At 61.3% G+C, this 23,961-nt stretch carries 23 protein-coding genes and 1 pseudogene; 13 read left to right on the top strand and 11 right to left on the bottom strand.

From position 1 onward, the window contains the following. Positions 1-98: 98 nt before the first annotated feature. Positions 99-1,283 carry a multidrug effflux MFS transporter gene (locus FFS12_RS11745; protein ID WP_137886992.1) on the top strand — a complete coding sequence of 395 codons (1,185 nt, stop codon included), beginning with the start codon at positions 99-101 and terminating at the stop codon, positions 1,281-1,283. Between the two features lie 13 nt (positions 1,284-1,296). Here the strand turns inward: FFS12_RS11745 and FFS12_RS19920 are convergent, their stop codons facing one another. Together FFS12_RS19920 and FFS12_RS11740 are read right to left on the bottom strand one after the other, a co-directional pair. Next, positions 1,297-1,473, bottom strand: coding sequence for a hypothetical protein (locus FFS12_RS19920; RefSeq protein WP_171006510.1), 177 nt, complete (start codon positions 1,471-1,473; stop codon positions 1,297-1,299). A gap of 161 nt (positions 1,474-1,634) precedes the next feature. After that, positions 1,635-1,779 (bottom strand): annotated as a pseudogene (locus tag FFS12_RS11740) (zinc-binding alcohol dehydrogenase family protein); the annotation flags it as partial. Positions 1,780-1,888: 109 nt separating this feature from the next. On the opposite strand from FFS12_RS11740, the gene FFS12_RS11735 reads away from it, so the two are divergent. The 6 genes from FFS12_RS11735 (at position 1,889) to FFS12_RS11710 (ending at position 6,241) form a co-directional block, all read left to right on the top strand. Further along, on the top strand, positions 1,889-2,806 hold the full coding sequence (locus FFS12_RS11735) for a LysR family transcriptional regulator (RefSeq protein WP_137886991.1): 918 nt from the start codon (positions 1,889-1,891) through the stop codon (positions 2,804-2,806). Between the two features lie 73 nt (positions 2,807-2,879). After that, complete coding sequence (locus tag FFS12_RS11730; protein WP_137886990.1) at positions 2,880-3,260, top strand: DUF2946 domain-containing protein; 381 nt, start codon at positions 2,880-2,882, stop codon at positions 3,258-3,260. A 170-nt stretch (positions 3,261-3,430) separates the two neighbouring features. Next, positions 3,431-3,904 carry a copper chaperone PCu(A)C gene (locus tag FFS12_RS11725; RefSeq protein ID WP_137886989.1) on the top strand — a complete coding sequence of 158 codons (474 nt, stop codon included), beginning with the start codon at positions 3,431-3,433 and terminating at the stop codon, positions 3,902-3,904. A 54-nt stretch (positions 3,905-3,958) separates the two neighbouring features. Beyond that, complete coding sequence (locus FFS12_RS11720) at positions 3,959-5,335, top strand: PepSY domain-containing protein (RefSeq protein ID WP_137886988.1); 1,377 nt, start codon at positions 3,959-3,961, stop codon at positions 5,333-5,335. A gap of 93 nt (positions 5,336-5,428) precedes the next feature. Further along, positions 5,429-5,710: a PepSY domain-containing protein gene (locus tag FFS12_RS11715; RefSeq protein ID WP_137886987.1), complete on the top strand. Its 282-nt coding sequence runs from the start codon at positions 5,429-5,431 to the stop codon at positions 5,708-5,710. Between the two features lie 3 nt (positions 5,711-5,713). Beyond that, positions 5,714-6,241 carry a cytochrome b/b6 domain-containing protein gene (locus FFS12_RS11710; RefSeq protein ID WP_137886986.1) on the top strand — a complete coding sequence of 176 codons (528 nt, stop codon included), beginning with the start codon at positions 5,714-5,716 and terminating at the stop codon, positions 6,239-6,241. A 143-nt stretch (positions 6,242-6,384) separates the two neighbouring features. Here FFS12_RS11710 and FFS12_RS11700 read toward each other — a convergent pair whose 3' ends face one another. From FFS12_RS11700 to FFS12_RS11675, 6 genes are all read right to left on the bottom strand, one after another. Next, on the bottom strand, positions 6,385-7,338 hold the full coding sequence (locus FFS12_RS11700) for an adenosine deaminase (RefSeq protein ID WP_137886985.1): 954 nt from the start codon (positions 7,336-7,338) through the stop codon (positions 6,385-6,387). Positions 7,339-7,461: 123 nt separating this feature from the next. Continuing rightward, positions 7,462-8,817, bottom strand: a complete 1,356-nt coding sequence (locus FFS12_RS11695) for an 8-oxoguanine deaminase (protein ID WP_137886984.1) — start codon at positions 8,815-8,817, stop codon at positions 7,462-7,464. 153 nt (positions 8,818-8,970) lie between these two features. Next, a complete protein-coding gene (locus FFS12_RS11690) occupies positions 8,971-9,657 on the bottom strand; it encodes an SDR family oxidoreductase (RefSeq protein WP_137886983.1) in 687 nt (228 codons plus the stop codon). A 330-nt stretch (positions 9,658-9,987) separates the two neighbouring features. Next, complete coding sequence (locus FFS12_RS11685) at positions 9,988-10,572, bottom strand: YigZ family protein (RefSeq protein WP_137886982.1); 585 nt, start codon at positions 10,570-10,572, stop codon at positions 9,988-9,990. A gap of 2 nt (positions 10,573-10,574) precedes the next feature. Next, entirely contained in the window at positions 10,575-11,234 is a 660-nt protein-coding gene (locus FFS12_RS11680) for a TetR/AcrR family transcriptional regulator (RefSeq protein ID WP_137886981.1), read from the bottom strand. 96 nt (positions 11,235-11,330) lie between these two features. Next, positions 11,331-12,251: a LysR family transcriptional regulator gene (locus tag FFS12_RS11675; RefSeq protein ID WP_137886980.1), complete on the bottom strand. Its 921-nt coding sequence runs from the start codon at positions 12,249-12,251 to the stop codon at positions 11,331-11,333. Between the two features lie 159 nt (positions 12,252-12,410). Here FFS12_RS11675 and FFS12_RS11670 point away from each other — a divergent pair, with 159 nt between their 5' ends. The 3 genes from FFS12_RS11670 to FFS12_RS11660 all read left to right on the top strand — a co-directional run bounded on the left by FFS12_RS11670 (position 12,411) and on the right by FFS12_RS11660 (position 15,713). Next, positions 12,411-13,757 carry an aspartate aminotransferase family protein gene (locus tag FFS12_RS11670; RefSeq protein WP_137886979.1) on the top strand — a complete coding sequence of 449 codons (1,347 nt, stop codon included), beginning with the start codon at positions 12,411-12,413 and terminating at the stop codon, positions 13,755-13,757. 13 nt (positions 13,758-13,770) lie between these two features. Next, positions 13,771-14,055, top strand: a complete 285-nt coding sequence (locus FFS12_RS11665; RefSeq protein ID WP_137820346.1) for a cupin domain-containing protein — start codon at positions 13,771-13,773, stop codon at positions 14,053-14,055. A 164-nt stretch (positions 14,056-14,219) separates the two neighbouring features. After that, a complete protein-coding gene (locus FFS12_RS11660) occupies positions 14,220-15,713 on the top strand; it encodes a CoA-acylating methylmalonate-semialdehyde dehydrogenase (protein ID WP_137886978.1) in 1,494 nt (497 codons plus the stop codon). 155 nt (positions 15,714-15,868) lie between these two features. On the opposite strand, the gene FFS12_RS11655 is transcribed toward FFS12_RS11660, so the two are convergent. Together FFS12_RS11655 and FFS12_RS11650 are read right to left on the bottom strand one after the other, a co-directional pair. Continuing rightward, a complete protein-coding gene (locus FFS12_RS11655) occupies positions 15,869-16,213 on the bottom strand; it encodes a zinc ribbon domain-containing protein YjdM (protein ID WP_137886977.1) in 345 nt (114 codons plus the stop codon). 262 nt (positions 16,214-16,475) lie between these two features. Next, positions 16,476-17,201, bottom strand: a complete 726-nt coding sequence (locus tag FFS12_RS11650) for a hypothetical protein (protein WP_137886976.1) — start codon at positions 17,199-17,201, stop codon at positions 16,476-16,478. A 393-nt stretch (positions 17,202-17,594) separates the two neighbouring features. On the opposite strand from FFS12_RS11650, the gene FFS12_RS11645 reads away from it, so the two are divergent. Continuing rightward, a complete protein-coding gene (locus FFS12_RS11645; RefSeq protein WP_256657372.1) occupies positions 17,595-18,158 on the top strand; it encodes a hypothetical protein in 564 nt (187 codons plus the stop codon). A 202-nt stretch (positions 18,159-18,360) separates the two neighbouring features. Here FFS12_RS11645 and FFS12_RS11640 read toward each other — a convergent pair whose 3' ends face one another. Beyond that, the gene (locus FFS12_RS11640) at positions 18,361-19,131 is read right to left on the bottom strand and encodes a phytanoyl-CoA dioxygenase family protein (protein ID WP_137886975.1); all 771 of its coding nucleotides are present in this window, start codon (positions 19,129-19,131) and stop codon (positions 18,361-18,363) included. A 676-nt stretch (positions 19,132-19,807) separates the two neighbouring features. On the opposite strand from FFS12_RS11640, the gene FFS12_RS11635 reads away from it, so the two are divergent. Beyond that, on the top strand, positions 19,808-21,214 hold the full coding sequence (locus FFS12_RS11635; protein ID WP_256657377.1) for a cytochrome c family protein: 1,407 nt from the start codon (positions 19,808-19,810) through the stop codon (positions 21,212-21,214). 550 nt (positions 21,215-21,764) lie between these two features. Next, positions 21,765-23,213 (top strand): sodium:solute symporter family protein, encoded by a 1,449-nt coding sequence (locus FFS12_RS11630; protein WP_137886973.1) that lies wholly within the window; start codon positions 21,765-21,767, stop codon positions 23,211-23,213. Positions 23,214-23,961 lie beyond the last annotated feature (748 nt).

The raw sequence follows: 23,961 nt of genomic DNA, 5'->3' as shown, positions 1-23,961 counted from the left end.
GGCGGGGTTTCCCTTTTGCGGGGCCAAGTAAGTTGCTTGGCTAACGCCTCACGCGCTGCGAACTGAGTTCGCCGAGCGTGCCTGCTGTTGGATATGCGATGAATCTACGAGTGCTCTTGATCCTCGGTGCGTTAAGCGCTTTCGCACCCTTGGCGATCGACTTCTACCTCCCGAGTTTCCCCACGCTGGCGCGGGCTTTCGCGACGGATGTCGAACATGTGCAACTGTCGCTGGCGGTCTACTTTATCGGCTTGGCGATCGGCCAGTTGGCTTATGGGCCGCTGGCCGATCGTTATGGTCGACGCGGGCCGCTGCTGGTCGGCGTGCTGCTGTTCACCCTGGCGTCGGTGGCCTGCGCACTGGCACCGAGCCTGGAGTGGCTGATCGTTGCCCGCTTCGTCCAGGCGCTTGGCGGCTGTGCCGGGATGGTGGTGTCGCGCGCGGTGGTGCGCGACCTCTGTGACCCTATCCATTCGGCCAAGGTGTTTTCCCAACTGATGCTGGTGATGGGCCTGGCGCCGATTTTGGCGCCGTTCGCCGGCGGCTTGCTGTTGGGGGTGTTTGGCTGGCAGTCGATTTTCTATTGCCTGACCGGCTTCGGTGCGCTGTGCGCAGCGGCCGTCGCGCTCTGGTTGCCGGAGACCATCCCCGCAGGCGTTGCGCGCCCGCCGCTGCGCGGTACCTTCGCGCAATATTGGCGGCTGTTCGCCAATGGCCAGTTCATCGGCCATGCCTTGACCGGTGGGGTGGCGATGGCCGGGATGTTCGCTTACATCGCCGGCTCGCCGTTCGTGTTCATCGAGCTGTATGGCGTGCCGGCCGAGCACTACGGCTGGCTGTTCGGTAGTAACGCGGCCGGCTTTATCTTGCTGGCGCAGGTCAACGCGCGGCTGCTGCGCCGCCACGGTCCGGCGTATTGGCTGGTCCGGGTGGTGTGGTTCTACCTGGCCTGTGCGCTGATCCTGCTGGGGCTGGCGGCACTGCGTCCGGCGGCGCTCTGGCCGCTACTGATGCCACTCTTCGGTTGCATCGCCAGCCTCGGTTGCATCATCCCCAATGCCTCCGCGTGCGCCATGGCCGGGCAGGGCGCGAATGCCGGCAGTGCTTCGGCATTGCTGGGCTGTTTGCAGTTCGGCGTAGCCGCCGGTGCGGCGGCTTTGGTCGGGGCGCTACACGATGGCAGCGCCCTGCCGATGGCGTTAGTGATCAGCCTGTGTGGTGTCTCGGCAGTGGTGATCGCACAACTCACCGCCCGCGCCAAGCCAACCGCTGCGCGCAGTTAGGCGCTCCGTACAGTTAACCGGCGGCCCGCTGCTCGGCTGGGAAAACGTGTGGCGCGCGTAGTCGCGCTTCGAGGGTGGTGACGAACGCACGGGCCTCGGCCTCGCTGCGAAAGCTCACCGCATGTTGATCTAGGCGTACCTGCCAGCAGGTGCCTTGGGGCTTGGAGAGCGTACGAATAAGGATGTTCATGGCTGCCTCCCACTGATCGAAGAGAGTGCAGTCTAGTCCTCGTGGGTGAACTTTCCTTGACCTGGAGCAACCGGCCGACTGACGGTCGCCAGGCTTTCAGACCAGCAATGGTTCGGGGCGTAGCGGGGCGCCGATCAGAAGTCTTCCAGCACGATTTTGCCTTTGGCCTGGCCGTTTTCCGGCTGCACGTTCTGGCGGATCTTGGTATCCACCGGGTTGACCGAGATGGCCCGGACTTCGACCAGCAGGTCGCGTGGGCCGGGGGTTGTCGAAGGCGAGGGACTGGTAATAGGCGATGGCTTTTATGGGGTGCGTCTCCGTCGGCTGAATCCATGGTCGACTATTCCGCAAAGTAGAAAAACCGCGTAGAGATACAGGCTCCTTCAACTATTCGTTGAAAATAGAGGGCTGAACCATGTTGCGCCTGGATGACCTGCAAATCGTGGTGCGGACTGCCGATCTCGGCAGTTTGTCCGCCGCCGCGCGGACCTTGGACGTGTCGCCGGCGGTCGCCAGCGCGGCGCTCAAGCGCTTGGAGCGCCAGTTGGAGGTACGGCTGTTTGCCCGTTCCACCCGCAGCTTGCGCCTGACCCCGGAAGGCGAGCAATTCCTCGGCTATGCGCGGGCGGCGTTGCAAAGCCTGGACGAAGGTCAGCAGCAACTGGCCGGGAGCAAGCTCGGCATCAGCGGCGTGCTGCAGCTCTCGGCACCCTCAGATTTTGGCCGCAACGTGCTCCTGCCCTGGCTCGATGAGTTCCAGCAGGAGCACCCGCAGCTGAACCTGCGGCTGCTGCTCGGCGACCGGGTGGCCGATCTGTATCGTCAGCCGGTGGACATCGCCATTCGCTATGGCGCGCCAGAAGACTCCAGCCTGGTGGCGTTGCCACTGGCGGCGAGCAACCGGCGGGTACTCTGCGCCGCGCCGGCGTACCTGCAGTGGCACGGCGAACTGCGGCGGCTGGATCAGCTGGCGCAGCACAATTGCCTGCTGTACATACTCGGCGGGCGGCTGCATGAGCGCTGGCGCTTTCAAGACGGCAAGCGTGAGCTCAGCGTGACGGTGAGTGGCAATCGCGTCAGTGATGATGCCGACGTGGTACGCCGCTGGGCCGTGGCTGGCCGCGGCGTGGTTTACAAGTCTTGGCTGGATGTCGCGGACGATGTGCAGGCCGGCCGTTTGCAGGTGTTGTTGCCCGAACTGCGTGGCGAGCTGGCAGCGCTTAACCTCGTCTGTACTCATCGCGTCCAACTGAGTAAAGCGGTGCATTTGCTCCGCGAGTGTGTCCAGCGCCGCTGCGCCGAACTGCTGACGCAGAAGCCTTGGCCCGGCTAGCCCAGGGTGGCTGCGGCAATCGAGCACAGGGCTGGGGCTTGCTATCCGAGGGCGCAATGCTAGAGTCGCGGCCATGAAACTAGCGCGTACCGATCGTTCGCTCATGGCATGGATGCTGTACTTCAGCGTCCTGTTCAATGTGCTCGCCTGCGGTATTGGTCACGGGCAAATGCTCGGCTTGAGCCTGAATGGTGTCGGTGGCGCATTCTGCTCGGCCGCAGGCAACGCCGGCCCGACCCTGGATTCTGGCTCAGGCGCCCAGTCGGGCAGTGCTTGGTCGAGTACCTTCAGTTGCCCGCTGTGCGGCACCCTCAGCCTCGGCCTGGCCCTGCTGTTCTGCCTCAGCTGGCTGCGCCGGGCGCCTGGCAATCTGCGCCCTGCGTATGAACCATGCAGCAAAGCGCCGCCCCGCTATACCTGGCCCTCGGCCAGCCCTCGCGCCTCCCCCTTCTAACTCTCCGGTTCGGCCCCTGTAGTCGCCTGTCGGTGCGCGTTTCTGCGCGTCTGATTTGGGTCGCGGGCGCCGTCATCGCCAGCGGCTGCGCGGGCTTGGCAAAGCCTATCCCGCTGCAGCCGTGACCGAGTACTAGCAGTTCTTTTGAGTCGCAACCCAGGAGAGACATCATGATCCTCACTAAATCCCTGCTGTTGACCGCCCTGCTGACCTGCGCCTGGGGTGCCTCGGCGCACGAGTACCAGGCCGGTGACCTGCACATCGAGCATCCGTGGTCACGGGAAATGCCCGCGAATGCGCCAACCGCCGCGGCCTACTTCGTCGTGCATAACCAAGGCGCGAGCGCCGACCGCTTGCTCGGTGCGGACACCCCGGCAGCAGGCAAGGCCGAACTGCATGAGCACGTGCACAAGGACGGCCTGATGCGGATGCAGCAGATCCAGGCCGTGAGCATAGCCGCCGGTGGCGAGGCGACTTTCGCCCCCATGGCTTACCACCTGATGTTGTTCAACCTGAAGCGGCAGCTGCGCGACGGCGAGCGCTTCCCGCTGACCTTGCACTTCGAGAAAGCCGGTGACGTACAGGTTGAGGTGGCGGTGCAGAAAGAGGCGCCAGCCGAACCTAAGCACGAACAGCAGAACTGAGGTGCCGAGCCCTCTTCACGGAGAGGGCTGATTCATTCAATAGGAGTTTTAAGCATGACCAAGCCGAGTGTGTCCTTCTACAACCAGGCCTGGCGCTGGCATTTCTATGCCGGGCTGTTGGTGATCCCGTTCCTGATCATGCTGTCACTGACCGGCATCATCTACCTGTTCAAACCGCAGCTGGATAACCTGCTCTACGTCGACCTGCTGTGGGTGCCGCAGGGCGAGCAACTGCTCAGTGCGGATCAGCAGCTGGCGAGGGTCAAACAGGCCTATCCACAGGCGGCGATCAGCCAGTACCTGCCGCCGCTGGATGCGCAACACAGCGCACAGTTCGTGCTGACCGAGGGCGGGCGCAAGCTCAACCTGTTCCTCGATCCCTACCGCGGCACCCTGCTCGGCAGCCAAGACGCGGTGAATAATCTGCAAGCGATCGCCCGCGCCCTGCACGGCGAGTTGCTGATCGGTAAGTTCGGTGATCGGCTGGTCGAATTGGCTGCCGGTTGGGCCATAGTCCTGGTGGTATCCGGGCTGTATCTCTGGTGGCCGCGCGGCAATGGTCTGCGCGGGGTGTTCTGGCCGCGGCTGGCCAATCGCGGCCGGCTGTTCTGGCGCGACGTGCATGCGGTGACCGGTTTCTGGGGCGCGCTGCTGTTGCTGTTCATGCTGCTGACGGGCATGACCTGGAGCGGGTTCTGGGGCGAGAGCTTCGCCGATGTGTGGAACCGCTTCCCGGCCGCGATGTGGAACGAGGTGCCGAAGTCCGCTCCGCAGGTGCGCAGCCTCAACACCGCCGAGGGGCAGACCGTCGCCTGGGCGGTGGAGAACACCCCGCTGCCGGCCTCCGATCCGCATGCCGCGCACAATGGGCAGGCCATGGACTCGACGGCGCCGGTCGCTGCGCAAGTCGGCCTGCAGCAGATTCTCGACACGGCCAGCGCCCAGGGCGTGGTCGCGGGTTACAGCGTGACCCTGCCGAAGGGCACGGAAGGGGTCTACACCATCGCGGTATTCGCCGACGACCCGCGCAACGATGCGACCCTGCATGTCGATCAGTACAGCGGCAAGGTGTTGGCCGACGTGCGCTGGCAGGACTACGGCGCGGTGGCGAAAAGCGTGGAACTGGGTGTGGTGCTGCACGAAGGCAAGTTCTTCGGCCTGGCCAACCAACTGCTGATGTTGGCGGTCTGCCTGCTGATTCTGCTCAGCTCGATCAGCGGCTTGGTGATCTGGTGGCTGCGCCGCCCACAAGGCAGTCTTGGCGTGCCACCGCTGCGTCACGAGCTGCCGCTGTGGAAGACCGCGCTGGCGATCATCGTCGTGCTCGGCCTGGTCTTCCCCTTGGTTGGCGCTTCATTGCTGCTGATCGCAGTGCTGGATTGGCTGCTGTTTTCGCGCCTGGCGAGTTCCCGGGAACTGCTGGAAAGATGACGAGAAGCAGTAGCGGCTGAGAATTATTGCTGGCTTAAACCGGCGCATGGCCTTATTTTTACGCGGCAATTTCAACCGTTCGAGGAGATTCCCATGCGTAAACTTCTGTTGCTTGCTCTCGCCGTCGCCAGCCCGCTGGCGTTCGCCACCACCGAGTGCACCACCGCCGACAAGGCGCAGTGGCAGGATCAAACCCAGTTTCAGGACAACCTCAAGACTCAGGGCTACGAGATCAAGAAATTCAAGGTGACCAAGGGCAACTGCTACGAAATCTACGGCTTCGATAAGGACAAGCGCAAAGTCGAGATCTACTTCGATCCGGTCAGCGGCAAGGTGGTCAAGGAAGAGATCGAGGACGAGGAAGGCGGTTACTGAGTCATGTCCGATGGAACCCTGCGTTTATGGGACCCGGTGGTGCGCCTGTGCCACTGGTCGCTGGTGGTGGCCTTCTTCGCCGACTACTTTCTCAACGAGGCGGGCGATGGCTGGCACCGTTGGCTCGGCTACTACGCCGTGGCTTGGTTGCTGATTCGCCTGGTGTGGGGTTTCATCGGCTCAGCGGCGGCGCGTTGGGCGGACTTTTGGCCGACCCCGGCACGCCTCACCGAGCATGTGCGGGCACTGCTTGGCGGGCGGCCGCATCACCGCCTCGGGCATTCGCCGCTGGGCGGGTTGGTGATGATTCTGATGTTGCTGTTGATGCTGGGTCTGGGCATCAGCGGCTTTATGCTGGAAGAAATCGACTACTTCTGGGGCGAAGACCTGCCGCGGGATGTGCATGCGTTCTTCGCCGATGCCCTGTTCGCCCTGGTCTGCCTGCATGTAACGGCGGCGCTGGTCGAGAGCTTGCGGCTGCAGGAAAACCTGCCACTGTCGATGTTCACCGGGCGCCGTCGGCAGCTTTAGCTCGGGCGCTGCGCTCAGAACAGCCCGCGCAAGGCCAGGTTGGCACCCCGCGGCAATAACCCACTGAAGAACCAGCGGCGCAAGCGTTCCTGACTGATCCGCTGGCATAGCCACTGGCCGCGGAGCAGGACTTCCGTTAGCGATCAGGCCTTGATCAGGCGTGCATCCAGGCTGTTCTGCGCCAGGCGCTTGGCCTGCTCTTTGGTCATGCCCAGGCTTTCATGCAGGGCGGCGAAGTTCTCGGTGACGTAGCCGCCGAAGTACGCCGGGTCGTCCGAATTCACCGTGACCTTCACGCCTTGCTCGAGCATGGCGAGGATGTTGTGTTGCTGCATGTCCGCGAACACGCAGAGCTTGGTGTTCGACAGCGGGCAGACGGTCAGCGGGATTTGCTCGTCGATCAGCCGCTGCATCAGGCGCGGGTCTTCGCTGGCGCGCACGCCGTGGTCGATGCGGCTGACCTTCAACAGATCCAGGGCTTGCCAGATGTAGTCCGGCGGACCTTCTTCGCCGGCGTGGGCGACGGTCAAAAAGCCTTCGCTGCGTGCGCGGTCGAACACCCGTTGAAACTTGCTCGGCGGGTTGCCCATCTCGGAGCTGTCCAGGCCGACGGCGAAAAAGGCGTCGCGATAGGGCAGGGCCTGCTCGAAGGTTTTCTGCGCCTGTTCTTCCGGCAGATGACGGAGAAAGCTGAGAATCAGGCCGCTGCTGATTCCGAGCTGCTGGCGGCCATCTTGCAGTGCCGTGGCTATCCCGTTGAGGGCGACCTCGAAGGGGAGGCCGCGCTCGGTGTGGGTCTGCGGATCGAAGAAGGGTTCGGTGTGGATCACGTTCTGCGCTTTGCAGCGTTGCAGATAAGCCCAGGTCAGATCGTAGAAGTCCTGCTCGGTGCGCAATACATCGGCGCCCTGGTAATAGAGGTCGAGGAACTCCTGCAGGTTGTGGAAGGCGTAGGCCTTGCGCAGGGTCTCCACATCGGTCCAGGGCAGGGCGATCTTGTTGCGCTTGGCCAGGGCGAACAGCAGCTCTGGTTCCAGCGAGCCTTCCAGGTGCAGGTGCAGTTCGGCCTTGGGCAAGGCGTTGAGCCAGTCGTACATGGGATGAGCCTCTTGTCGTGTGGCCGGGGTTCGGTTGAGTTTAACCTGACCGCGAAGACAGAGGCTTCCCCCTCCAGGGGCTGGGGTGGACAGGGCGCCGCCTGTCCCCCCCAGTCGTTTGAGCTAGCCGGCGATCAACTGCCGCGCCGCTTCACGGTGCGAGCGGATCAGCTGTTGCAGGTCGAGCCCTTCGATCTGCCCATCGACCACCCGCCAGCGGCCGCCGATCATCACCCGATCGGCCCGGTCTGCGCCGCAGAGCAGCAAGGCCGAGAGTGGATCGTGGCTGCCGGAGAAACGCAGCTCATCCAGCTTGAACAGCGCCAGGTCGGCCTGTTTGCCCACCGCCAGCTCACCGATATCGCTGCGGCCGAGTAGCTTGGCCGAGCCGCGGGTGGCCCAGCCAAGAGCGACTTGCGGGGTGATCTTCTCGGCGCCATAGCGCAGCCGTTGCAGGTACAGGGCCTGGCGGGCTTCGAGGATCAGGTTGGAGGCATCGTTGGAGGCCGAGCCATCGACACCCAGGCCAATCGGCGCGCCCGCGGCTTCCAGATCCAGGGTCGGGCAGATACCCGAGGCCAGGCGCATATTCGAGCTGGGGCAGTGGCAGATGCCAGTGCCGGCTTTGCCCAGGCGGGCGATTTCGTCCGGGTTGAAATGGATGCCGTGGGCCAGCCAGGTCCGCGGGCCGAGCCAGCCGACGCTGTCCAGATAGTCCACGGTGCGCAGACCGAAGCGTTGCAGGCAGAAGTCCTCTTCATCGAGGGTTTCCGCCAGGTGCGTATGCAGGCGCACGTCATGCTTTTCCGCCAGTTCGGCGCTGGCACGCATGATTTCCGGGGTGACCGAGAACGGCGAGCAGGGCGCCAGGGCGATCTGGATCTGCGCACCGTCGCCGCGCTCATGGTACTGCCCGATCAGCCGCTGGCTGTCCTCCAGGATCACTTCGCCTTGCTGCACGGTCTGCTGCGGCGGCAGGCCACCATCGGCCTCACCCAGGCTCATCGAGCCACGGGTGAGCATGGCGCGCATGCCCAACTCACGGACCACGTCGACCTGTACGTCGATGGCGTTTTCCAGGCCGCCGGGGAACAGGTAGTGGTGATCCGCCGCGGTGGTGCAGCCGGACAGCAGCAGTTCGGCCAGCGCCACCTGCGTGGCCAGCGCCAGCTTCTCGGGCGTCAGGCGCGCCCACACCGGGTAGAGGGTCTTCAGCCAGGGAAACAGCGGCTGATTGACCACCGGCGCCCAGGCGCGGGTGAGGGTCTGGTAGAAGTGGTGATGGGTGTTGATCAGCCCCGGCAGCAGCACATGCTCGCGGGCATCGAAGACTTGCGCGCAGGCTGTCGCGGGGTGCTGGCCGGCGGCGAGAACTTCGGCGATCACGCCGTTCTCAATCACCAGGCCGCCACGGGCGTCGAGGTCGTTAGCGGTGAAGATGGCTTGCGGGTTACGCAGCCAGAGACGGTTAGCAGCCATTGGCAGGCTCCTCTGAGGTTAAGTTCAGGTTCGCCAGCTCAGTTTTGCCCTGTCTGCTGATCCAGGTCCACAGCGCTCGATAGCCGCGCTGCGTGGCGGCCAAGATAAAGCCTTAAGCCGCACTTGTCATGTGCGGCGCAGGGTTGCGGGCCATCACCAGGGAATGGTCTGGCCCTGGTAGTCGATGAAATGATGCTCGCCGCTGCCGGCGTACTGCTCAATCTGCGCAAGCAGCCCCAGGCAGCTGGTCTCGACATCCAGGGTGGCCCCTGCGCCGCCCATGTCGGTACGCACCCAGCCCGGATGCAGCGACAACACGGTCAGTTGGTTATCGCCCAGCTCGCAGACAAAGCTGTTGGTCAGCGAGTTGAGGGCGGCCTTGCTCGCCTTGTACAGCGCCAGATTATTGCCTTCCTGGTTGGCGACGCTGCCCAGCACCGAACTCATAAAGGCCAACACGCCGCTGCCCTTGCGGATATGCAGGGCGAAGCGTTCGGCCAGGCGAATCGGCGCTATCGCATTGGTCATAAACAACTGCGCGATTTCCATTGAGGTGGCGGCGCTGGCGGATTGGTGCGCCGGCCCGGAGATCCCGGCGTTGACGAACAGTAGATCGAACACCTGCCCCGCGAGGCGTTGCTCCAGTGCGCTTAATTGTTGGGTGTCGTCGATATCCAGCTGCTCGATCCGCACGCCGGGGAGTGCCTGCAACGCCTCGGCGCGGGCCAGATCGCGCACGCTGGCGGTGACGTGCCAGCCGTCCGCCTGCAACTGTTTCACCAAGCCCAGGCCAAGCCCGCGCGAGGCGCCGATGATCAATGCCGTTTTTGCCTGTGCCATAGCCGTACCTATGCCCCGTCACCCTGAGTTTGGGCCACAGCATAGCGGCAAGTCGGCGCCGAGCCGACCCCGCCTTTGCCCAGCGGTGCGCTGGCGAATAAACGTACAGGGCTCGCTAAGCCACGGCCTACCGGCTCTGTAGGCAGTCGTCCAAGGCTTATCCACAGTTCGCTCCACAGCCTTTGTGGGTAACTCGCTAGGTTTTTTGCAGGAGCGAGCTCATTGACCAGATCTGAGTCAGCTGTTGCATGAGGCCGATCGGGAAAACGCAAAACCCGTAGGAGCGGGCCTGTGACCCACATCCATGTGGGTCACAGGTGGGGGCTTCTGTTACAGGCGCTGCAACTGAATACGTCCGCGACTGAGGTCGGCCAACAGGCGCTGCAGGGCCGCTAGATGAGTCTCGGGCAAGGCCAGGGTCAGCTGTGCGCCTTGAGCATCGAAGTTTTCCTGCTCGAGCAGCGCCTCGAGTTCCGCCAGCCGGGCCTTCAGCAAGGGCAGCTCGGCGAAGCTGCAATGCAAGGCACAGCGACTGCGTTGTACCAGTTCGATGCGTGTGGCGGCTTGCAGGCATTTGTTGGCGCTGCCGCCATAGGCGCGGGCCAAACCGCCGGTGCCGAGTTGGATGCCGCCGTACCAGCGGGTAACGACCACCGCCACCTGATCGCAGTCCTGCCCCTCGATCGCCGCGAGGATCGGCCGCCCCGCCGTGCCACCGGGCTCTCCGTCATCGCTGAAACGGTACTGCTGGCCGACCTTCCAGGCCCAGCAGTTGTGCGATGCACTACGATCGCTGACCCGCTCGATAAAGGCCTGCGCCTCGGCGGCACTACTAATCGGCGCGGCCTGGGCGAGAAAGCGGCTTTTGCGGATGTCCTCGCGGTACTCGCAAGGCGCACTGAGGCTGAAGGGCATGTTTAAACGGCCGGAGGTGTCAGCCCACAACCCTTGAGAATGATGTGGGTCAGGTTGGCGGTGGCGGTGCTGAAGTCGTCCTGGCTCAGTTTCTGGCGCCCGGTCAGGCGGCAGATCTGGTCGGCGAAGTCGGCGTAGTGCTGGGTGCTGCTCCAGAGCAGGAAGATCAGGTGGACCGGGTCGACCGGGTCCATCTTGCCGGCGGCGATCCAGGTCTCGAACACCGCCGCGCGGCCGCGAAACCAGTGCTGATAGTCCTGGTTGAAGTGCTCGGACAGGCATTCGCCGCCGCTGATCACCTCCATGGCGAAGATCTTCGAGGCCAGCGGCTGACGGCGGGAGAACTCCATCTTGGCGCCGATGTAGCGGGCCAGTGCTTCGGCCGGATCGTCGTCGACGGTGAGGGTGTTGAAGGCGCTGTCCCAGAGTTCGAGGATAGTGCGCATCACCTCGATATACAGCCCCAGCTTGTTGCTGAAGTAGTAATGCAGATTGGCTTTCGGCAGCCCCACGCGCAGGGCGATGGTGTTCATGCTGGTGCCCTTGAAGCCGTGGCGGGCGAACTCTTCTTCGGCGGCGGCAAGGATCGCTTCTTCGTTTTTCTGGCGGATGCGGCCGACCGCTTTAGCGGTGGCGTTGAGCGCGGGCGCGTCGAGTGTCATAAGCCTTTCCGAGCGTTTTGGGAGCGAAGCGCAAGCACAGATAACGCACTGCTGGCGCGGAGACAAGGGCGGCGGGTAGAAAAGCCAAGCGGCTCTTCAACTGGTCGCCGCCAACGCCTCCAAGAAACTCTCCAGCACCAGATGCGGCCTCCGCCCTTTACGCGTCACCGAGGCCAGGCTGAGGTCATAGAAGCGCGTCGCCGGTTTCAGGGCGCGCAAGCGGCCTTGCTGCACCCACAGGCTGGCGTAGTGGTCCGGCAGATAGCCGATGTAGCGCCCGGTGAGAATCAGAAAGGCCATGCCCTCGCGGTCCGAGGCGCTGGCCGTGCACCTCAGCGCCTGGTACTGCGCCTGAATCTCGGGCGGCAGGCGGAAGGTCGGGGCTATGGCATCCTGGCTATTCAGGCGCTCATCCGCCAGTTGTTGATCATCGACATAAAACAGCGGATGGCCGACCGCGCAGTAGAGCAGCGAGCGCTCGCTATACAACGGCTGATATTCCAGCCCGGACAGCGTGCTGGCCTGCGGTACCACACCCACATGCAGACGGCCGTCGAGCACGCCTTGCTCGACCTCGCTCGGCGGGGTCATACGGATCTGGATATGCACATCCGGGCCGCGCTCCTTCAGCCGCGCCAAGGCGTGGGTGATGCGCATGTGCGGCAGGGTCACCAGGTTATCGGTCAGGCCGATGTTCAGCTCGCCGCGCAAGTGCTGGTGCAGGCCGTTCACTTCGGTGCGAAAACTTTCCAGGGCGCCGAGCAGTTGCAACGAGGATTGGTAAACCTCGCGGCCTTCCTCGGTCAGGGCAAACCCGGCGCGCCCGCGCTGACACAGGCGCAGGCCCAGGCGCTGCTCCAGATCGCTCATCTGCTGGCTGATCGCCGAGCGGCCGATGCCCAGCACGCTTTCCGCCGCGGAGAAGCCGCCACACTCCACCACGCTGCGAAAGATGCGTAACAGGCGGATATCGAAGTCGCTGACTTGGGCCAAGGGATCGGGGCGGCGGCTGCTCATAGTTTAGTAAAAACCAATCTGAGAATTAGAAGAATCGTGTTTTTCAGACTTTAAGCCCGTGGCACCTTAGCGGCAAGAGAAACAACCGTAGGCGCGGGCCATGACCGCGAACACCCGCACCTACAGACAAGAACACTGCACTTCCTTGCGAGGCCGCCCATGAACATGCCGCAAACCTCCACCCCGTCTCTGGCCAGCCAGCTCAAACTGGACGCCCACTGGATGCCGTTTTCCGCCAACCGCAACTTCCAGCGCGACCCGCGCTTCATCGTCGGCGCCGAGGGCAGCTACCTGATCGATGAGCAGGGCCGTAAGATTTACGACAGCCTGTCCGGCCTCTGGACCTGCGGCGCCGGGCATACCCGCAAGGAAATCCAGGAAGCCGTGGCCCGTCAACTGGGCACCCTCGACTACTCGCCGGCCTTCCAATACGGCCACCCGCTGTCGTTCCAACTGGCGGAGAAAATCGCCGACCTGACGCCGGGCGAGCTGAACCACGTGTTCTTCACCGGTTCCGGCTCCGAGTGCGCCGACACCGCGGTGAAGATGGCCCGTGCTTACTGGCGCCTGAAAGGCCAAGCGAGCAAGACCAAGCTGATCGGCCGTGCCCGTGGCTACCACGGCGTCAACATCGCCGGTACCAGCCTCGGCGGCATCAACGGCAACCGCAAGCTGTACGGCCAGTTCATGGACGTCGACCACTTGCCGCACACCCTGCAGCCGGGCCTGGCGTTTACCCGCGGCATGGCGCAGACCGGTGGCGTCGAGTTGGCCAACGAGCTGCTGAAACTGATCGAACTGCACGACGCCTCCAACATCGCCGCCGTGATAGTCGAGCCGATGGCCGGCTCCGCTGGCGTGCTGGTGCCGCCGCAGGGTTACCTGCAACGCCTGCGCGAGATCTGCGATGCCAACAACATCCTGCTGATCTTCGACGAAGTGATCACCGCCTTCGGCCGTATGGGCAAGGCCACCGGTGCCGAATACTTCGGCGTAACCCCGGACCTGATGAACGTCGCCAAGCAGATCACCAACGGCGCGATTCCGATGGGTGCGGTGATCGCCAGCCGCGAGATCTACCAGACCTTCATGAACCAGGCGACCCCGGAGTATGCGGTGGAATTCACCCACGGCTACACCTACTCGGCCCACCCAGTCGCCTGCGCGGCTGGCCTGGCCGCGCTGGAGCTGCTCGAGCGCGAGAACCTGATTCAGCAATCCGCCGAACTGGCGCCGCACTTCGAGAACGTCCTGCATGGCCTGAAAGGCGCGAAGCACGTGGTCGATATCCGCAACTGCGGCCTGGCCGGCGCGATTCAGATCGCCCCGCGGGATGGCGACGCCATCGTCCGCCCGTTCGAGGCCGGGATGAAGCTGTGGAAAGCCGGCTTCTATGTGCGTTTCGGCGGCGACACCCTGCAGTTCGGGCCAACCTTCAACGCCAAACCAACAGACCTCGACCGCCTGTTCGATGCAGTCGGCGAAGCGCTGAATCAACTGGATTGAGCCCACAGCCAAGATGAAACGACCGCAAGCCGTGCCTACCGTGCAAGTGAACAACGAGCGGGTGATCGTCACCGAATGGCGCTTTGCGCCGGGTGCCGAAACCGGCCACCACAGCCACGGTTACGACTACGTAGTGGTGCCCATGACCACCGGCACTCTGTTGTTGGAAACCCCCGAGGGCGACAAGCACGCGACCCTCACGGCCGGGCAGGCGTATTTCCGCAAAGCGGGCGTCGAACACAACGTGGTCAACGCCAGCACGCATGAAATCGTCTTCGTCGAAACCGAGATCAAGTAAGCGCGGCCCAACACGATTAATCCCCCTCTCCCGTTCAGGGAGAGGGCGGGGGAGAACGTAGGGTGGATGTCGCTTGCTACATCCACCATCTCGATAACACCGCCAATGGTGGATGAATACAGCGTCATCCACCCTACACCAGGATTCGATAACGGAGTTTTTGTATGAGCACCATCAAGCACCTGATCAACGGCGAGTTCGTGACCGACACCGGCCGCACTGCCGATGTGTTCAACCCGTCCACCGGCGAGGCGATCCACAAAGTGCCGCTGGCCAGCCGCGCCACCGTGCAACAGGCCATCGACGCCGCTAAAGCCGCCTTCCCGGCCTGGCGCAACACCCCGCCAGGCAAGCGTGCCCAGGTCATGTTCCGCTTCAAGCAACTGCTCGAAGCCAACGAAGCGCGCATCGCCCAGATGATCAGCGAAGAGCACGGCAAAACCCTCGAAGACGCTGCCGGCGAACTCAAGCGCGGCATCGAAAACGTCGAGTACGCCAGCGCCGCGCCGGAAATCCTCAAGGGCGAATACAGCCGCAACGTCGGCCCGAACATCGACGCCTGGAGCGACTTCCAGCCGCTCGGCGTGGTTGCCGGCATCACCCCGTTCAACTTCCCGGCCATGGTCCCGTTGTGGATGTATCCGCTGGCGATTGCCTGCGGTAACTGCTTCATCCTCAAGCCGTCCGAGCGCGACCCAAGCTCCACCCTGCTGATCGCCGAACTGCTGAACCAAGCCGGTCTGCCGAAAGGCGTGCTCAACGTGGTACACGGCGACAAGGAAGCCGTGGATGCGCTGATCGAAGCCCCGGAAGTCAAGGCCCTGAGCTTCGTCGGCTCGACGCCGATCGCCGAATACATCTATGCCGAAGGCAGCAAGCGCGGCAAGCGCGTACAGGCCCTGGGCGGCGCGAAAAACCACGCGGTGCTGATGCCCGACGCGGACCTGGACAACGCCGTCAGCGCACTGATGGGCGCCGCCTACGGCTCTTGCGGCGAGCGCTGCATGGCCATCTCGGTGGCCGTCTGCGTGGGTGACCAAGTCGCCGACGCCCTGGTCGCCAAACTGGTGCCGCAAATCAAGGCGCTGAAAATCGGTGCCGGCACCTCCTGCGGCCTCGACATGGGCCCATTGGTCACCAGCCAACACCTGGACAAAGTCAGCGGCTACGTCGCCGACGGCGTGAACTCCGGCGCGCAACTGGTGGTTGACGGCCGCGGCCTGCAAGTCGCCGGCTTTGAGTCCGGCTTCTTCCTCGGTGGCTGCCTGTTCGACCGCGTGACCCCGGACATGCGCATCTACCAGGAAGAAATCTTCGGCCCGGTGCTGTGCATCGTGCGGGTCAACAGTCTGGAAGACGCCATGCAACTGATCAACGACCACGAATACGGCAACGGCACCTGCATCTTCACCCGTGACGGTGAAGCGGCCCGCCTGTTCTGCGACGAGATCGAAGTCGGCATGGTCGGCGTCAACGTACCGCTGCCGGTACCGGTGGCCTACCACAGCTTCGGCGGCTGGAAGCGCTCCCTGTTCGGCGACCTCCACGCCTACGGCCCGGACGGCGTACGCTTCTACACCCGCCGCAAAGCCATCACCCAGCGCTGGCCGCAACGTGCCAGCCATGAGGCTTCGCAATTCGCCTTCCCCAGCTTGTAAGAGTTAGCGGAATGAAAAAGGCCAGTCGAGAGACTGGCCTTTTTCATTCCCGGTATTGCGATCGCTCCCATGCTCCAGCGTGGGAGCACAGCCCCGGACGCTCCGCGTCCGAACGGACCAACGCAGAGCGTGGGAACGATCAATCAACGGCGGGCTTAAACCTTCTTCACAAACTCCGACTTCAGCTTCATCGGACCAATGCCGTCGATTTTGCAGTCGATGTCATGATCGCCATCGCACAGGCGGATGTTTTTGACCTTGGTGCCGACCTTCACCACCAGCGATGTGCCTTTGACCTTCAAGTCCTTGATCACGGAAACCGAGTCGCCGTCTTGCAAGACATTGCCGACCGCATCCTTGATCACCTTTTCGCCATCGGTCGAGGCTTCAGCCGCGTCACCCGCGGACCATTCATGGCTGCATTCCGGGCAAACCAGTTGCTGGCCATCTTCATAGGTGTATTCGGAATTGCATTTGGGGCAGGGCGGCAGAGTGCTCACGAGGGATCCTCACGGTCAGGAAGGCTAAAAGCCGTAAATTGTATAAGGTTTCGATGGCTTTGAGGCGTTTGCTGGCCACAGGGTAAAGGGACGGACTTATTTGCGCTGCCAGGCGCAGAGCCTCTTGGGCGGCATTCGCTGAGCGTGGGAACGATCAAGGGTGAGCGGATAACAAAAAGGCCAGTCGGCGGGGCTGGCCTTTTTGTTTTGTGGACGATGGGTATTACGGCACTCACCCCATTCTGTGGGGTAGGCTTTCCATTTAAACCCTTAATGCTCTTGGGGCCGCTTGGGAGGTTATTGCGTTAAAGTTTTCTTGAATGGCAAGGTCGTAACTGTAAATTTCTTTTGAGTACGTGTCGATTATGCTGGGTAGCTTCAGTAATATTTCTGATGGGTTGTTTAGTCTTAGTGAGAAATCCGTGATTGCAAAACAGTTTTCCATTTCGGTTAGATATAGGCGTATGTCTTTTTCAATGCTGTTTAATTTTATTATTATCTCTATTACATCTGCAGTTGCAGGGATTTTGGAGGCTTCTGCCAGCTTGATGACAAGAAGCCCTGTCTCGCGAATTGCGCCTATCAGTTGCGTGCTCTTAACAGCATAGTTAACAATTACCAGGCTTTGTGTGGCCCTGTGGGTGTGGCTCGCAAGATCATTAGGTTCCTTTTCGGTTATTTCGGTGGGCTTGTTTGGTTTTGCGAAGTTTGACTGGATTTCAAGCAATTTTACTTTTAGTGATTCAAACTCGCTCTCTATGGTCTCTTTTCTTTCGGATATGGTGTTTATTGTATAGGTGTAGTGATGGATTGTGCTTTCGTTGACCTCGATAAACTCTTTTTGTGAGTTTGTGATTGACTGAAGGACTTTGTGCAAAATAAAAATTATTGCAGCGACTACTAGTATTGTAAGGGCGAATATCGTTAAGGGCTCTGCCCTAGTTAGAGCGTCTAGCTTGTTTAGTGTGAGTTGGGTTAGTCCGTCCAATGTATTGCTCCAATCCGCATCAATGTGATTTGGGGTAGATCAATTTTTTTGTGTTGTTGACCACTTTTCAATTAGCCAAGACCCTGAGGATGGATTGAGCATAGTTCGTAGGTTGAGTTGAGCAATGCGATAGCCATCTTTTATTAAGGCCAAATACCTCACCCCGGCCCCCTACACGCCCCTAAACCTGCTTTCTAATGCTTCGCCACCGGTCAACCCAGCATCACAGCTTGAGCATTCCAGCCTAAGGCCTTAATCTTCTGTCCGCGCAAACATGGACGAATAGCGCAGAGGGGTCGGCTAGCCGCCGCTCCTTGCCCGTCCGTTCCTGGCGCGGTCGGCACTGCCGATCTCATCCAGTTGTCAGGTCACCATGACCGCTAAGGAAAGCCCATGCCCATGCTCCGTTTGCTGTTTGCTTCTGTATTCGCCATCGTGCTTACCGGTTGCGCCTCATCTGCGAAGATTGAAGGCATGACCGTCAGCGACAACCAGGCGCAGGCTCTGCAGTTCGACAAGCCGCTGCACGACAACCTGCAACTCAGCGAAGTCGCCGGTGGTGAGAAAACCAATCCGCTGTGGACCTCGGAAATCGATGGCACAGCGTTTCAAGCTGCGCTGCATCAATCTCTGAACAATGCCGGCTTGCTGAGTGCTTCCAGCCAGGCCCCCTTCGCCCTGCGTGCCAAGTTGCAGCGGGTCGACCAACCACTGTTCGGTCTGGATTTCGAGGTGACTACCGAGGTCGAGTACACCCTGGTCGACAATGTCAGCGGCAAGGTGCTGTTTCGCGAAGTCGTGCGCGCCCCCTTCACCGCCGGGGTGGGTGATGCCTTTTACGGGGTCAAGCGCCTGCGCCTGGCCAACGAGGGCTCGGCCAAGGAAAACATCGCCGCTCTGCTCAAGCGTTTGAGCGTACTGAAGGTCGAGGCCCGCCAGGTATCGCTGAGCCAATAACAGCGTCCACGCGTCAAGCAGAAAGCCCTGGCCCTTGCGCCGGGGCTTTTGCGTTTCAGCAAGGCTGCGCAACGGGGCTCGGCGTCCATTAGGCGGTGCAGGGCGGAGCGTCTCGGGCTGCATTCCAACGCGGAGCCTGGGAACGATCAGCGCCGTGCACACCCTTGCCGAAGCCGGGGCAGGACCTGCCCGTCGGCCTTTATCAGTCGTACTCCGCTGCCTCATGTTCCCCCAGCAGCCTGCGCTGCCTCGGCGTGCACGCGGCAATCACTTCGGGATTGAACCGCCACGCCAGATAGGGCGAGAACTTCTGCGCGACCATGCGCCGGCCGTAATGCACCTGCAGCAGGTAGCGCGTCCGGTCCGCCGTGCGGTTGCGGCTGCCGGCATGCCAAAGCTCGCTGCGAAAGAACAGTACGTCGCCGGCCCGGCACAGCACCGGCTCCGCTGTTCGGCCCTGCCACTGAGTTTCTCTCATCAGAGGCTTGCGTCCGGCGCGATGGCTGCCGGGTACGACCAGGGTCGGGCAGAGGTCTTCGGTGATGTCATCGAGGTAGAGGTGCGCCGTGCAGATCTGCATGGGCAACACGAAGGCCGGATCGGCCAGCAGGGCCGGCGGTAACTCCATCACTAGATAATCCAGATGCAGCTCGGCGCCGATAAAGCCGGGGTGGCAGCGCCAGGCCGTTTGGCCAATCACATGGCAGTCCGCCCCCAGGGCAGTCTCGGCCAATTCGATGACGCCCGGCGGGTCGAGGTAGGGCAGCCACAGGGGATCGCGGTTGAACACGCATTTGTAGTGATCGACCAGGCCGGTGTAATCCCAGTGCTCCGGCCTGAGCCGGTCGATGGCCTCGCGCAGCTCGGCGAGCTGCTGTGCTTCCAGCACGCCGGGGAGTAGCACGAAACCCTGTTCATGCAAGGCTTGCAGGCGGCTGGCGGTAAGCCTCGGCTCAACGGCGGCGGTACTCATGGCGCACTCCCTTCAATGCTCCCTTGGCATGCTTGCATGATCGCTGCGGTTTGAAAATTCCCCCCTGCCAAGTGCCGGAAGACGCGTGGTGATGGTCACTCGGTCGAATCGATTTTAGAACGGCTTCTTCAATGATTTTCAGATCACTCCGCGTGCTGTCGAGCGGAGCGACGAGCTGTTCGTTTGATTAGCTATAAAGATCTGTGACGATTAGTTTTATTAAATATAAAACTGAATTTTATCAATAAGTTAGTAATCATAAATTACGAATTTTAATATTTGGCGAAATATTGACTTGGCTCTGCCGCGCAACTACTACCTTAAGTACGCTCAAGCAATAGGTGTGTTCGTTGCGCTTGGGGCGGGTGCGCAGACCGCTGTGCTGGCTAGGGCAATGGTGCGGGGTCTGTCTGGGCCACCCTTCAGGTGTCAGTGGGCGCTTTTATCTCGCTTGCTCGTGTGAGCAGGTGGCTTGGCGGTTTCAGGGCTATCCGCAATACCAGCGCAGAGCGTGCCGCGATATTGGCTCTTTAGCGTCGAGCAGTGTGAGGGAGGCCGTGAGATGGGTAGAGTCGGCGACGTGGCAGAAAATACACAGCCACCCTCGACGCGCGTTGCCGATACCCGGGCCGCTTGTAAATCTTCCGCTGGCCGTCATTTGTGTGTTCTAGCCTACCTGCTTGCGGCAACGCTGGTTGCAGCCGACGAGCCCCAGGGCAATGACAATCAAGGCAATGACAAGTGGCTGGAGCCGGCACGTTCCAAGCTCATGCGTGTGATTGGCGGGATGCCCTTCTTTCCGCATCGGGCCAATACCACGGGCAATGTGGTTTTGAATGTGAAGGACTTCGACGATGCCCAGGTTTGCGGCGCCTGCCATACGGAGATCTACCGGCAGTGGCGCGCTTCGATGATGTCCCAGGCCTGGGATGAGCCCATCTATCGGGCCTTGCTCAAGCTTGCGAGCGAGGCCACCGATGGGCGGGTCGATAACTTCTGCAGCGGCTGCCATACCCCGATCGGTCTCACGACCGGGCAGATTACGTCAGAACTCAACCGCTCCTCGATTGAGGACAGCGCAAAGAATCACCCGATGCCGGGGGTCGATTGCGAGACCTGCCACAACATCAGTGCCCGCACCGGCCTGGATAACGGCGCCTATGTCTTGAGCCCGCGGGCGCACGGTAAACCGACCAAGTTCGGCCCGCGTAAAGATGAGGATTCGCCCTATCACGACTCCGTGTATTCCGCCCTGCACACGCGCTCGGACTTCTGCGCGACCTGCCACAACGTCACCCACCCGTTCAGCAGCGTGGCGGTCGAGCGCACCTATGACGAGTGGCTGGAGAGCCCCTACAGCCTCAGTGGTGAAACCTGCCAGAGCTGCCATATGCCGGGATTTGCGGGTAAGGCCGCGAGCATGGGGCCAGACCGCGAGCAGGTCGCCTCGCATTGGTTCAGCGGCGCCAACGCCACGATGCTCACGCATCTCGGTCAGCACGAGAACGCACAACGCGCGCGCGACATGCTCGCCCGCGCGGGGGAAATCCATTTTCAGCAACTGCCGGCCGCCATCCTGCCCGGGCAATACACCTCGGTAGCGGTCAAGGTGGCCAACGTCGGCGCCGGGCACAAGCTGCCGACCGGCTTTCCGGAGGGGCGGGAGATCTGGATCGATTTTCGGGTGCTGGATGCCAGTGGCCGCCAGCTCTATCGCCTGGGCTCGGTCAAGGACGGCAAGACCGAGAACGACACGCGAAATTTCAAAGTGCACCTGGGCGACAAGGACGGCAATGAGTTGGACATCGAGGTCTGGAATGCCACGCAAATTCTCTCGGATAACCGCCTTCTGCCCAATGGTTACGATATTCGGGAGTTCTCCTTCCTGGTGCCGGCCGACGCCGTCGGGTCGCTCACCTTGACGGCGGAACTGAACTACTGGCCGTTTTCGCAGAAGCTGGCCGACTACCTGCTCGGCAAGGATAGGTTGCAGGTGGAAATCACCCAGATGGCCAAAGTCACGCAGAGCGTACCCCTCTCGACAGCTCTGCCAGCCGCAGGGCCAGGCGCTGCACGCTTTTAGGCGTGCCTAGTCGGCGTCTGGGCGTGCCCAGGCCTGCCGCTCTGCGCCTCGGCCATTGCGCATGCTTCGCCTCTTCCCGTCTTACTCCGAGGGGAGGGGCGACGAGGGTACGCTGTGCGACAAATCCCCTCCGCTGGAACCTCGGAAAGCGCTGCGGATTCATGGGGGCTGGAGCCGCCAATGCTCTGTTTTGGTCTTACCCCCGCGTGTAAAAAATAAAAAACTAACGAGGCGTGGATATTTACAAAAAAACGTTTAATTACAATGACTGGAATGATTTTTAGTCATTTAAATGATGCGGGTTAGCGGTTTTAAGGGAGTCACTCGGCTGTAATTGTTTGACATATTTTACGAGGTTGGCAGGCCGGTGCGGCCGTTGTACCAGGCAAATAGGCCGCTGCTGGGGCTGTAACAGCCCATGCAATGGTGCGCGTTGCCTGATCTACCAAGCTAAAAACAAAAACATTTGCCGGTCGTGGCAACGTCTGCCCGCTCCCCTTGTGTGAGCGTGCAGACCGTCGACGGGCTAGAGCCATTGGAACAAGAGCAAATGCTGATTTGGTTTGTTACAGGTTACCTGCTGATCACCCTGGGTATCGGTTTCTACGCCTCCACCCGCGTACGCAACTCGAATGACTTCGCTGCCGGTGGGCGCCGCATGTCGTTCCCGATTGTGGCGGCTATGGTCTTTGCCACATGGTTCGGCTCGGAAGCCGTGCTGGGCATTCCGGCCACGTTTATCGAAGAAGGTTTCGCCGGAATCATCGAAGACCCCTTCGGCTGCTTGATGCTAGTGGGTCTGATCTTCGCTCGCCCGCTGTACCGGATGAACCTGCTGACCATCGGCGATTTTTTCCGCAAGCGTTTCGGCCCCAACGTCGAGATGATCATCAGTCTGGTGATCATCGGCTCCTACCTGGGCTGGATCGCGGCGCAGCTCACCGCGCTGGGCCTGGTGTTTAATGTGCTCTCCGATGGCACCATCAGCACTACTCAGGGCATGCTGATCGGCACGGCGATCGTGCTGGCCTACACCTTGTTCGGTGGCATGTTGTCGGTGGCGTTTACCGACTTCTTCCTGATGATCATCATCGTCGCCGGCCTGGTCTATCGGACCTGGCTGATTGGCGACATGGCCGGCGGCGCCGACGTGGTGATTAGCCATGCGGCGGCAGCGGGCAAGTTCACCTTTATCCACAGCTTCGAGCCCAAGGATATCGTCGCCTTTATCGGCGCAGCGGTTACCCTGATGTTCGGCTCGATTCCGCAGCAGGACGTGTACGCGCGCGTGATGTCGGCCAAGACCGAGAACATCGCCGTGCGTGCCACGGTGACCGGCGGGGTGTTCTACCTGTGCTTCTGCATGCTGCCGATCTTCCTCACCTATGCCGCGTTGATGATCGACCCGGCAATGGTCAAGAAATGGTTGGCGGAAGATGCGCAGATGATCCTGCCGCACCTGATCCTCGAACGCACGCCACTGTTCGCCCAGATCATGTTCTTCGGCGCGCTGCTCTCGGCGATCCTGTCGACCGCTTCTGGCACCCTGCTGGCGCCCTCGGTGACCTTCGCCGAGAACGTGCTCAAGCGCTTTATGCCGGAGATGAACGACCGTCAGTTCCTTAAGGTCATGCGCATCAGCATCTTCTTCTGCTCCATCGCGACCTTGAGTTTTGCGCTGTACTCCGATGCGAGCATTTGCGAGATGGTCGGCAATGCCTACAAGGTGACGCTGGTGGCTGCCGTGGTGCCGCTATTCGCCGGGCTGTTCTGGAAGCGCGCCACGACTCAGGGCACCTTGCTGGCGAGTGCTTTCGGTCTGCTTTCTTGGGTGACGCTGGAGATGACTTATCGGGAGGCCGATTTCTGGCCGCCGCAGTTGGCCGGTTTGCTGTTCAGTCTGTCGGGCATGCTGTTGGGTTCACTGTTGCCGCAGCTCCTGCCGGTCGGGCAGGAGCGTGCAGAGGCCTCGGTTACTGGTGGGCAAGAGGCCTATTAAGGCATTGCAAATGCAACCATAGAAAAGCGGCGGGTCGTTGGGTTCGCCTCTTTTCGCAGCCCCGATTTGCTCCCCGTGGATTGGGGCTGCTTTTTATCGGTTGGAAAACGGGGCTGGCTTCAAAGTGAAGCCAGGGTGCTGGAGAGGGAGGCTTAGTACTCCGGCGCGGCTGCGTGGTAAGCGTTTTATCGCTTCTTCTATATATAGGTAGTGATTAGCCAGGTAAGACTGCTTCAAGGCTTGCAGATCGCAAGTCGTCGGTTATGACAAAAAGCCTTCAATAAGTGCTTGACGGTGAATTTGCTGGGCCTATAATGCGCACCTCTTCCGGCGTAGACCTCTCGGAAAACTTCTTAGATAACAAGAAGTTAGCTTTAAAAGAGGGGTTGCAAAGCAGCGAAAGCTGTGTAGAATGCGCCGGGCTGACAAGGTGGTGGTTGAGTCTTGTGAGTTGGTCTGCTGGATGGATCGAAAGCGGTTGCAAGAGGTGGTTGACAGCGGGTTGAAACGCTGTAGAATTCGCCTCCCGCTGACGAGAAGCTAGAGTGGATCGGAAGCGCAAGTGGTTGAAGTTGATAAAGAAATTTTGAAACTTCGTTGAAATAACCGCTTGACAGATTGAGAGGCTGCTGTAAAATGCGCGCCTCGGTTGAGGCGAAAGACTTAACCAACTGTTCTTTAACAACTGAATCAAGCAATTCGTGTGGGTGCTTGTGAGGTAAGACTGATAGTCAACTGATTATCAGCG

This window comes from Pseudomonas sp. 2FE, assembly GCF_005503735.1.
In the GTDB taxonomy this organism is placed as follows: domain Bacteria; phylum Pseudomonadota; class Gammaproteobacteria; order Pseudomonadales; family Pseudomonadaceae; genus Aquipseudomonas.
Note: the sequence above shows the minus strand (reverse complement) of the source record. Positions and strands in the feature narration are given on the sequence as shown.